Annotated in this window: 11 protein-coding genes; 5 read left to right on the top strand and 6 right to left on the bottom strand. The window is 71.5% G+C overall.

Features of this window, described 5'->3' with window-relative positions:
* Nucleotides 1-231 precede the first annotated feature (231 nt).
* Both CIK71_RS15110 and CIK71_RS15105 read right to left on the bottom strand, forming a co-directional pair.
* Nucleotides 232-807 carry a GNAT family N-acetyltransferase gene (locus CIK71_RS15110; protein ID WP_275542442.1) on the bottom strand — a complete coding sequence of 192 codons (576 nt, stop codon included), beginning with the start codon at nt 805-807 and terminating at the stop codon, nt 232-234.
* A 14-nt stretch (nt 808-821) separates the two neighbouring features.
* Entirely contained in the window at nt 822-1229 is a 408-nt protein-coding gene (locus CIK71_RS15105; RefSeq protein ID WP_096166508.1) for a GntR family transcriptional regulator, read from the bottom strand.
* Here CIK71_RS15105 and CIK71_RS18190 point away from each other — a divergent pair.
* Nucleotides 1228-1350: a hypothetical protein gene (locus tag CIK71_RS18190; RefSeq protein WP_255411050.1), complete on the top strand. Its 123-nt coding sequence runs from the start codon at nt 1228-1230 to the stop codon at nt 1348-1350. The two genes, CIK71_RS15105 and CIK71_RS18190, sit on opposite strands and share 2 nt — an antisense overlap.
* Before the next feature lie 9 nt (nt 1351-1359).
* Nucleotides 1360-3393, top strand: coding sequence for a hypothetical protein (locus tag CIK71_RS15100; protein ID WP_245857645.1), 2034 nt, complete (start codon nt 1360-1362; stop codon nt 3391-3393).
* 19 nt (nt 3394-3412) lie between these two features.
* On the opposite strand, the gene CIK71_RS15095 is transcribed toward CIK71_RS15100, so the two are convergent.
* The 4 genes from CIK71_RS15095 to glsA all read right to left on the bottom strand — a co-directional run bounded on the left by CIK71_RS15095 (nt 3413) and on the right by glsA (nt 7622).
* Nucleotides 3413-5062, bottom strand: a complete 1650-nt coding sequence (locus CIK71_RS15095) for a glycosyltransferase (RefSeq protein ID WP_096166507.1) — start codon at nt 5060-5062, stop codon at nt 3413-3415.
* Nucleotides 5059-5889 (bottom strand): DUF5926 family protein, encoded by an 831-nt coding sequence (locus tag CIK71_RS15090; protein ID WP_096166506.1) that lies wholly within the window; start codon nt 5887-5889, stop codon nt 5059-5061. Before CIK71_RS15090 ends, CIK71_RS15095 begins: the two co-directional genes overlap by 4 nt.
* Before the next feature lie 41 nt (nt 5890-5930).
* Nucleotides 5931-6488: a GNAT family N-acetyltransferase gene (locus tag CIK71_RS15085; RefSeq protein WP_096166505.1), complete on the bottom strand. Its 558-nt coding sequence runs from the start codon at nt 6486-6488 to the stop codon at nt 5931-5933.
* Nucleotides 6489-6587: 99 nt separating this feature from the next.
* The gene (glsA, locus tag CIK71_RS15080) at nt 6588-7622 is read right to left on the bottom strand and encodes a glutaminase A (protein WP_158541937.1); all 1035 of its coding nucleotides are present in this window, start codon (nt 7620-7622) and stop codon (nt 6588-6590) included.
* Between the two features lie 91 nt (nt 7623-7713).
* Between glsA and CIK71_RS15075 the strand changes: the two genes are divergently transcribed.
* The 3 genes from CIK71_RS15075 to CIK71_RS15065 all read left to right on the top strand — a co-directional run bounded on the left by CIK71_RS15075 (nt 7714) and on the right by CIK71_RS15065 (nt 10068).
* On the top strand, nt 7714-7989 hold the full coding sequence (locus CIK71_RS15075) for a hypothetical protein (RefSeq protein ID WP_096166503.1): 276 nt from the start codon (nt 7714-7716) through the stop codon (nt 7987-7989).
* Between the two features lie 106 nt (nt 7990-8095).
* Nucleotides 8096-8878: a metal-dependent hydrolase gene (locus CIK71_RS15070; RefSeq protein WP_096166502.1), complete on the top strand. Its 783-nt coding sequence runs from the start codon at nt 8096-8098 to the stop codon at nt 8876-8878.
* A 161-nt stretch (nt 8879-9039) separates the two neighbouring features.
* Nucleotides 9040-10068, top strand: coding sequence for an ornithine cyclodeaminase (locus CIK71_RS15065; protein WP_096166501.1), 1029 nt, complete (start codon nt 9040-9042; stop codon nt 10066-10068).
* Nucleotides 10069-10328 lie beyond the last annotated feature (260 nt).

The following is a 10328-nucleotide window of genomic DNA, read 5'->3' as shown; positions in this document are numbered from 1 at the left end:
TCGACGCTATGACACCACCGACGGCGTCCTGTGGATAACCATCTACTGGGGAGGAAAGGTGGTCATTGTGGATGACATGCGTGTGGGGAGGAACGGTGCCGCGCGATCCTGACCGTATTGCTGCCCGTTCTGCTGCCCGTACTGCTCCCCGTTCAGCGTCTTCCCGTTCAGCGTCTTCCCGATCAGCGCCTCCCCGATCAGCGCGCACGACGCGTCCCGGGTGCGACGCCCTCAGCGCAGGTCGAGGAGCCAGCGGTGCACAGTGCGCATCGGGTCTGCCGGATGCTGCTCGAGCTCACCCTCGGGGCGCGCGCCGAGGCCGCGGGCCACGGCCTGCGAGGCGGCGTTGTGAGGTGCGATGAAGAGCGCCAGCTGCGAGATCCGGTGCTCATCGCGGGCGCGGTGGACGAGATGCCGCGCAATCTCGCGACCCCAGCCCTTCCCTCGCCAGGCCGCGGTCACCCAGTAGGTCATCGCGGCCTGCCCACGGTCGATCCCCGGTGCCAGGAGGTTGAGCCCGCCGCCACCCACGAAGGTCATGCCCGACAACGACTCGGTCGATGCCCCTGCGGAGGCGCGCTCCGCATGATCTGCGGCCGCAGGAGCCGCGAGCGCAGCGAACTCCCGGATCGGGCCGTCCTCCTGCCATCTGGAGGCACGGTCCAGGAACTCGGTGATCGCCGTCGAGTCCCACCGTCGGCCCGAGATCTCCTCCGCCAGGGCGTCATCCTGACCAGCGAGGATGGCAGTGGCATGCTGCACTCCGAGCGGCTCCAGCGTCAGGCGTGCGCTGGACTGGCGGGTCACCTCTCGCGGAGGAATCACGACGTGCCGGCAACGCCCCGAGCGGCCAGCGCCGCACGCACCGCGGCCAGGATCTCCACGTCACCATGCCCCTTCGCACGCGCCTCGGCGACCGGGCCCGCGAACAGCGCGACAACCACAGGATCGGCGACTGCGCCGGACTCGCGACTCGTCGCCGCCGCGGACTCCTCGCACGCCGCCACTGCGCCGGGAGCCACGGTGGTGCCCGCACCGCGCCTGGTCACGATGATCTGCGCTTCCTCGAGGAGCTTGTATGCGCGAGCCACGGTGCCGGCGGCCAGGCCGAGATCGCCGGCGAGCACACGGATGGCGGGGAGCCGGTCGCCCGGGGCGAGCTCGCCCGCACGCACCTGCTCGACGATCTCGCGGCGGACCTGCTCATAAGGAGGAGTCGGGATGTTCATGTCGACAACGATATTGCTCTTCGGCCGCCTCGTGGAGTTCGCGGGCATGCCCCGTGAGGAAAGCGTGGAATCTCTGCGCCTGTCGGCCCTCACCAGCGCTGCAGCGCTCGATGCCCCGTAGCATCGTCACGTGCTTCAGGATTCGCTCGCCTCTTCCTCCGCCCGCCGACTCCATGTGCTGGCAGGGCTGCTTCTCGCCGTTCTCCTGAGCTCCCTGATGCTGGGTCTCACGCCCGCCGCCGAGGCCGACGAGCCCGACGACGCGAGCGATCCGGTGCGTCTGGTCCTCGTGACCGCGGGCCTCACCTGGGAGGACATCTCCGCCGAGGCGACGCCGAACCTGCAGTGCCTCGCCGATCGCTCGGGCGCTGCAGCCATGAACACCACGTCCACGTCGGTGGTCTCCACGAAGCGGCAGGGCCTGGAGACGCTCCATTCCGGCTATCGCGGGCTGGCCGAGGAGGCGCCGCGCACCGCCGGGATCCCCACGCCCGCGCAGGATCAGTGGGAGCGACTGCCGGTGGACACGGCCGAGGTCGACGCGTCCTCACACGCCGATGGCTCCGCCGCCGACGTCTCGGACGCGCTGGCCGGCGACGAGATCGTGCAGGTCGATCTGGGCTCCGTGCCCGATCACGACGACCCCGCCCGCGAACAGGCGCTGGCCGAGCTCGACGAACGTGCGGGCACTGCGCTCGAAGCCGCCGGGGGCTGCGATGCCGCGGATCTGCCCCGCACTCTGCTGGTCTCCGTCGCCTCGACCGATCCCGCCGACCCGGACGATGTCGAGACGACCGGAGCCGTCGCCTCCCGCACCGTCGGCCTCCAGGTCGCCCTCGACTCCGCCTTCCCGGGGCAGGCACTGACCAGCGGCGCCACCAAGCAGAACGGTGTGGTGGTGCTGACCGACGTGCTCGCCACCGTTCTCACCTCCTATGACGCCACGGCCGACGGCCTCATCCCCGGCCAGCCGTTCCGCGGCGTGGATCACGACGATCCGCAGCTGCTCGCCCTGGACCGCTCACGAGCTGCAGAGATCGTGGATTCGGCGACCGTGCCGGCCCTCGGCTCCTGGCTCGCGCTGGGCGTGATCGGTCTGGTGATCCTCCTGGTGCCTCCGCTGGCGCGGCGCCCCGGGCTCCGCCGGGTGGGCCGTGCTCTGGCGACGATCGCTCCGCTGGCGCTGCCCGTGGGGCTGTGCGCGTCGATCGTGCCGTGGTGGCGCGGAGACCACGACATCCTCGCGCTGACGGGCGTGGTCTGGGGCGGCTGCGCCCTGCTCTCGGCGATCGTGCTCGGCGGGCCCTGGCGGCGCCACCGCTTCGGGCCGCTCGGCGTCTCAGCGGCGCTGGTCGCCGTGGTGATCCTGGGCGAATCGGCGCTGGGCTCCCGGTTCCAGCTGGGCTCGCCGCTCGGCGCGCAGCCGATCTCGGGCGGGCGCTTCTACGGGCTCTCCAACCACCTGTTCGGGATGGTGTTCGCCGGGGCGATGATGGCGCTGCTGTGTCTGTTCACCGTGCTGCGCACGCCGCGAGCGCGCGTGGTCTGGACCATCGTGGTGGGTGCCGCCGTCGCGATCGTGTGCGTCGCCCCGTCGATGGGAGCGGACTTCGGGTCGATGCTGGCCACGATCCCCACCTTCGGCCTGCTCGCTCTGCTGGTCTCCGGTGTGCGACCGCGGCTGTGGCACATCGTCGCGCTGTGCGCGGGAGGAGCGGTCGCCGTGCTCGGGGTGTCCTTCCTGGACTGGCTGCGCCCACCCGAGGACCGCACCCACCTGGGGCGTTTCATCGACGAGCTGCTCAGCGGAGAGCTGTTCTCCGTGATCATCCGCAAGCTCGCCCAGAATATCGCGATGACCACGGGCTACTGGGCGCTCGCACTGGTGATGCTGCTGGCCGTACTGGCCTCGATCGCCATCCTCGCACCGCGCACGTTCCACCTCGCGCGGCTGGTCGAACTCGATACGACCCATCCCGCCGCGTACCGGGTGCGGGTCGCGACCGTGGCAGGCACCTGGCTGGGCTACGCGGTCAACGACACCGGTCCGGTGCTGGTCGCCGCCGTCTTCGGGATCTGGCTCGCCTTCCTGCCGGCGGCGCTCCCGGCTCCGCGGCCGACGGGGACGGGGGCCGCGGAGCCCCTGAGTGATCCGCGCTCCTGAGTGATCCGCGCCGCGCCGATCAGGCGTCCGACGCGTTGCCGGCGTCGACCGCGGCGTGGACCACCAGTGAGGTGTACTCGTCGCTGGTCAGCGGCGGACGGATCGACGGCGGCAGCTCGGGTTCCGGCACCGACAGGTGCGAGGCGATGATCACGGCATGCTCAGGCTCGAAGCGCTCCTGGACCGGCGCAGAGTTCAGCCGTGCCGCGAGCGCCTCGAGGTCCACGCCCGCGAGGTAGACGACGTCGTCGGGCGCGAAATCTCCCGCCACGGGCAGGGCACGCAGCTGACGGTTCAACGTCTCGACGTCCAGGTCGCCCAGGGCACGGGTCTCGCTGTCCGAGAACCCACCGCGCACGGGCAGCGCCTCGAGCCGGTCGCGACGGCGCTCCGCGAGGGCGGCGCGGTCATCGGCGGCTGCGGTGCGGTCGACGGCCTCCGCGGCGATTCCGGTGTCGGGAACGGCGTCGGTGTCGGCATCGGCATCCAGATTGGGAACGGCGTCCTCGTCCGTCGCCGCCGCCGGGTCCTCCTCCGTCTCCGTCCGCTTCTCGGTCTCGCGATCCAGGGTCGGCTCGAGGTCCACGTCCGTCTCGAAGCTCGCGGCCGAGCCCGTCGCTGGGATCGCGTCGACCTGGTCCCAGGCGTTGACCTCGTCGACGTTCTCGTCCTCGAACGCCAGCGGGGTCGCTCCCGTCGTCGGAGTGTCCGCGGACTCCGCGTCGACGTCGCCAGGGGCGTCAGGGGCGCCAGGAGCGTCAGGGGCGTCGGGCGCGTCGGTCGGTCCCGGCGTCGGGGGCGTCTGGACCTCGGTCCCCTCGTCCAGCTCGTCGGCCGGTTCGTCCGGGAGCACGTGGCGGCGTCGGGCGAGAGCGCGCATCACGTCGCGCAGCTGGGCGGCGCGGTGGAGCTGGCCCCGCAGGTCCTTGCCGGTGGCCCGGTGACGCAGGTCCGCCTCGATCTCCTTGACCCAGAACCCGCCGGTCAGAGCGTCGATGGTCAGCGAGGTCTCGACGCCCCAGCCGGGTGCGAGCGGCTGGCAGGCATCCCAGGTCTCGCGCGTGATGCAGCGAGTGCCCGACAGCGGCTGGGCCGCCTCCCACCCGGTGGCCCGCTGGATGCCCTTGCGCGCGGTGCGCACCACGATGCCCATCCCGGCAGCGCCGTCCTGAGGGGGCAGCAGCGCGATCGCCATGTCCACGCCCTGCCCGAGCACAGCATCCACGAGCGGCTGTGAGGCGATCGCAGAGGTCTCCATGTCGGCGTCCAGGAACAGCAGCGCGCGCGGAGGCGGAGCCGTTCCCCCGATCACGGGGAGCGGACCGGTATGGCCCGGCGAGCGCGGTTCGGCGTGCAGCTCCTCGGAGAAGTGGTCGCCACCGTCAGCGCGCTCGGCGTCCTCTCGGATCGCGACCATCTGCGCGCCGGTGGCCATGGCGGCCGCCTTGCCGCGGTTGGACTTGTGACGCACCACGAGCGCGTCGGCCCCCATGGCGACGGCGGAGGTCGCATCACTGGACCCGTCGTCGACGACGACGACGAGATCCACGCCCCGGATCTCCCGGGCAGCGCCGATCGTCGCCTCGATCCTCTCCGCCTCGTTCTTGGCGGGGATCACGACGGCCACCCGCTCGGGGCGGTATGCCGTCAGCGGCCCCGCAGTGCTCATCGCAGGGTCACCTGGCGAGCCACGATGCCGCCGCGCGCACGCCGCTCGAGCGCGGTGAGGGGCTCCTCAGTGGTCAGGGCCTGCTCGAAGCGGGTGCGGAAGGCCTCGGCCTCCGCCTCGACGCCCTCCGCGCCGAAGCCCTTGGGCAGGTCCCAGACGGGGACCGAGAGACCCTCGGCACGGAAGGACCCCACGTACTTGGTGCCCTCGCCGATGCCGGACTCGCGGCGGGCGTGCAGGCGGGTGACCGCATCGATGACCGTCTCCTCAGCGGCGTCGAGCACCCAGCGCAGGTGCTCCTTCGGACCGGCGTCCACCCAGTAGGCGTGCGGGAGACCCTCGACCGGCCGAGTGGGCATGATCGAGTCGTTGGCCTGCTGGATCGACGACTCGATCTCGGCGGTGCGCTCGGCGCGCGGATCGAGCCAGAACTCGAAGGTGTCCTCCACGGAGATCTCGAAGTCCCCGTCCAGATCGAGGATCTCCTGCAGGCGCGGTGCGTCGTCGTCGAGAGTCACCGCGGTGACCGGGTTGCCGGGCTCGAGGGCGAGGGCCTGCTTGATCGCCTGGCCGAGACCGCGCGAGAGGTCGCCGCCGGGGAAGCCGGCCTGGATGCCCACGGTGACCGAGCCGTCGGTGCGGCGCACGGCGGGCCAGGCCATCGGCAGGATCGTCGCCAGTTCGACGTCGACCGAACCGTACTCGGCGGTGGTCTTCGCGGCCATCGTCGCCGCGGGGATGAGCTGCCGCATCGCGACCAGGTCGCGTTCGTTCGGCAGCCCTTCGAAGGGGCGGAGGACCAGGGCATCATGCGAGGCGGAACTCATGCGAGAAGTCTACCGATCCGCAGGGGTGCCTCGTCGGACGCTCACGCCCCGGGCTTCGCGTCGCTGCCTGACGCGCTGGCTGTGGAGCTGGGTGAGGCGCTGGCTGTGGAGCTGGGTGAGGCGCTGGCTGGAGCGGGTCGTTCCATGAGCAGTTCGGCGTCGTCGTCCGGATTGCGACCGATCACGGCGAAGCCGCAGCCCTCGTACAGCCGACGGGCGGGCATGTTGGTCTCGACGACGGCCAGGCGCAGCCGGGTCAGCGGATGGTGAGCGGCGAGGTGGTCGATGCCGGAAGCGACGAGCGCGTGGCCGACGCCGCGATCACGAGCCTCCGGGGCGACCCAGACGGAGACCAGCTCGGCGCGATCAGGATGGTCGGGGAACATCAGCCGTGCCATGCCGGCGGGCGCCCCGTCGACCTCGGCGACGAACGGGACCATCGGCGGCGAGACGCCCTGGCGCCAGTAGTGCTCGGTGTCGCGGGCGATCACCTCGGCCAGGGTGCTGCCGAAGGCTTCGGGCGAGTCCTCGAGGGCGCGCAGGCGCAGGCCCCGCCAGATCGGCCATTCATCGGAGTCCAGGGAACGCACGGTGATCACCCCGCAAGTCTTCTCGTCGGCCCGCCCGCCGCGCAACCGGGTTCGCCGACACCCGCTCGGCACGACCAGAGCCCCCACCCGGACAGGCCTCACGGGGCCTCACAGATGCGTGCCGACCTCCATCAGCTCCCGGGCGCGCTCCTCGAGGTCCACGGGCTCCACCCCGTCGAGCATGTGGAGCACGAAATCCTCGCTGAAGCGTTCGAAGAACAGCGTGCCGCGCACCGAGTTGCCGTGCAGATCGAGCTGCGGGGCGTAGCTCGCGATCCCATAGCGCGAGGGCAGCGCCGCGATGATGCCGCCGCCCACTCCGGACTTCGCGGGCAGGCCGACGTCGCTGACCCAGTCGCCGGCGTTGTCGTACATGCCGCAGGTGAGCATCACCGAGAGCACCTGCCGAGCCGCGACGCGGGAGAACACCCTCTCGCCCGTCAACGGATTGGTGCCGCCCGAGGCGAGGGTCGCCGCCATGACCGACAGGTCCGAGACGGTGGTCTGCACGGCGCAGCCCTCGATGTAGCCGGCGACGACCTCCCCGGCGTCGTCCTCCATCGAACCGGCCGCGCGCAGCATGTACGCGAGCGCGAGGTTGCGGTCGGCGATCGTCAGCTCGGTCTCGAGGGTCTCGCGATGCACCTCGAGACGGCGCCCGGCGGCGGCGTCGAGCACCTCGCGCAGTCGCTGGGTGCGCTGCGCCTGCGTGGTGCCCAGCATCGCGTGCGTGCGGATCGCCCCGATGTTGACCAGGGGGTTCTTCGGCTTCTTGGTCTGCGCGTCCAGGCTGAGGGCGTTGAACTGCTCCCCCGTCGGCTCCTCGTCGACGACGCAGTCCACATAGTCCATGCCGTGCAGATCGATCGCCGCCCCGTAGGCGAAGGCCTTGGAGATCGATTGCATGGGGAAGGCATGGTCGGTGCCGGCCCCCGTGATCTCGCCCTCGACGGAGCACAGCGCCACACCGAGGTGGTGGGACTCGGCGCCGGAGACCAGCGAGAGCTCGGGGATGTCGCCGTCGGCCTCAGCGCTTCCGGAGATGCCGCGATCCGGGAGCACGACGTCGGGATCACCGGTCGCCGAGGCGGTGGACAGGGCCCGAGTGAGCCGGTCCAGGTACGTGGTCAGTGCGCTTGTCACGCCCCTGACGGTACAGGCCGACGGCACAGGCCAGGGCGGTGCGCCGCACGGGAACGCCTCGCCCGCCGGACCTCGCGGAGCCCCGTCGGGCATGGCGGTCGCACCCCTGCTCGGCGCCGATGCCGTCGCCTCCCCCACCGACGCGGCCCCCGCGGCCCCCGCAGCCCCCGCGGCCGCGAGGTGCCGCGAGGCGACGGCTGGGCCCGACGCCGACCCCGAGGTCGCCTGCACCATCGGCGGCGTGATCGCCAACAACTCCTCCGGGATGGCAGCCGGGCTGCACGGCGACACGGCGGCACGACGGCAGCGATTCGGCGGAGCACGCGCCAGGACTCGACTGGACTCGCCTGTCATGACCCGCCGGTAGTCTTCCCGGCGGCCCTCCTCCCCCGGTGACGACCTGTGTCCCACCAGCGGCTCCGTCCGCATTCTTCCCCTGGTGAGGCCATGTCGACCATCTGCCGAGGAGGACGATGCCCATGATGGGCGGACACCATGCGATCAGCGGCACCGCCGCCTGGCTGGCCCTGGCGGGCTCCGTCCCCGTGATGGGGCATGCGGCCGGCCTCGACCTGTGGGACCTCGACCCCGCGCAGGTGGTCTCCGGTGCCGTGGTCGCCACCGGCGCCGCGCTGCTGCCGGACATCGACCACCCCAGCGCCACCATCTCCCGCTCCGGCGGCGGCCTCACCAAGGCCGTCACCCGAGCGGTCAGCACCGTTGCGGGTCATCGCGGCGCGACCCACACCCTCCTGGCCGCCGTCGCCTTCACCGCGCTGGCGGTGCTCGTGAATCGCCTGGACTGGCAGGTCCGGGTGCCCGTGCTGGGCGAGATCGAAGCGGGCGCCGCCCTCCTGGTCACCGTGATGTGCGCCTTCGGCACCCGGGCCCTGAAGATGGTCGAGGGACGCCTGCTGCCCTGGGCGGTGGGCGTCGTCGCCGGTCTGCTGGTCGCCGCCATCGCGCCGGACACCTCGATCTGGCTCCCGGCCGCCGTGGCCGTCGGCGTGCTGACGCATCTGGTCGGCGACCTGCTCACCACCGACGGCATCCCCTTCCCCACCTGGCCGCTCGTCGTGAAGCCGCCGAAGCGGATGGCCTCGGGCCTCTGGCAGCGCAGCGGGGACATCGCGGTGCCGCTGCTCGGCGACGCCGGCAGCCTGCGGGAGTGGCTGCTCTGCACGGCGGTCACGGCCTATGCCGTCGTCGGCATGATCGGCACCCTCGTCGCAGAGCCCTGGGTGCTCGGCATCTGAGGCCCCTCCGAGCTGCGAGGGCGTCAGAGCCGGACCGCAGGCCATTCCGTGCGTTCCCTGCATTCCCTGCGTTCCCTGCATTCCCTGCGTTCCCTGCAGTCCCTACCCTGGAGGGGTCCGGGCCGACACCGTCGTCGGCCCCGCATCCAGGAGGTGCCGCCATGACCCAGCTGCTCGATGTCGCGCACACGGCCCGATGGCTCCGGCGCGACGGGGTCGAGAAGATCCTCATGCGCATGACCGACTGTCTTGAGGCGGACTTCCGCCGCTGGCAGAGCTTCGAGAAGATCCCGCGGATCGCCAGCCACACCCCGCTGGGCGTGATCGAGCTGATGCCTGCCTCCGACGGGGAGCTCTACTCCTTCAAGTACGTCAACGGCCATCCCTCGAATCCGTCGCGCGGCCTGCAGACCGTCACGGCTTTCGGGGTGCTGGCCGACGTCGACACCGGCTACCCGACCTTCCTCGCGGAGATGACGCTGCTGACAGCGTTGCGCACCGCTGCGACGTCGGCCCTCGCGGCGAGACTCCTCGCCCGGCCCGATTCCCGCACCCTCGCCCTGATCGGTGCCGGCTCGCAGTCGGAGTTCCAGGCTCTCGCCGCCCGCGGAGTGCTCGGCATCGAGGACCTACGGGTGTTCGACATCGATCCTGCCGCGATCGAGAAGGTGCGCAGGAACCTCGAGCCCCTCGGTTTCCGGGTGCACGCCGCCGCCTCGGTCGACGACGCGGTCGCGGGGGCCGACATCATCACCACCTGCACGGCGGACAAGGCCCGCAACACGATCCTGGACATCGCCCAGGTGCGGCCGGGCGTGCACGTCAACGCGATCGGCGGTGACTGCCCCGGCAAGACGGAGCTCGACGCCCGGATCCTGCAGGCCGCGCAGGTGATCGTCGAGTTCACCCCGCAGACCCGCATCGAGGGAGAGATCCAGCAGATGGCGCCGGACTTCCCCGTGACCGAGCTGTGGCAGGTGCTCACCGGTCGGGCCGCCGGACGTATCGATCCCGAGGCGATCACGGTGTTCGACTCCGTCGGCTTCGCGATCTCCGACTTCTCCGCGCTGCGCTGCGCCCGCGACGCCACCGCCGGGACCGACCTGCAGTCAGTTGTGGACCTGGTGGCCGACCCCGACGATCCCAAGGACCTCTTCTCCCTGGTGGACGTGCTCGCACCGGTGGGCTGAGGGGGCCTGAGGGGCCCGAGGGGACGTGAGCGAGCTGAACGACCTGAGGGAAAGGGAATCTGAGCGACCTGAGGCGATCTGAGCGCCCCGGAGCAGCACCCGACCGCGAGAGGAGCGGCAGCATGGATCCGCCGGGCTCGCACCGCCCACGCCGAATCGCTCAGGTCCGCCAGCACCCGGACCACCCTCTCGTCCTCCGTGAGCTCCTCCCCCAGCACCTGCGTCCCGTCCGACGCGACAACGCGACAGCGCGAAGCTGG

The organism is Brachybacterium alimentarium, from assembly GCF_002332425.1.
In the GTDB taxonomy this organism is placed as follows: domain Bacteria; phylum Actinomycetota; class Actinomycetes; order Actinomycetales; family Dermabacteraceae; genus Brachybacterium; species Brachybacterium alimentarium.
This window is presented reverse-complemented; position numbering and strand designations above follow the sequence as displayed.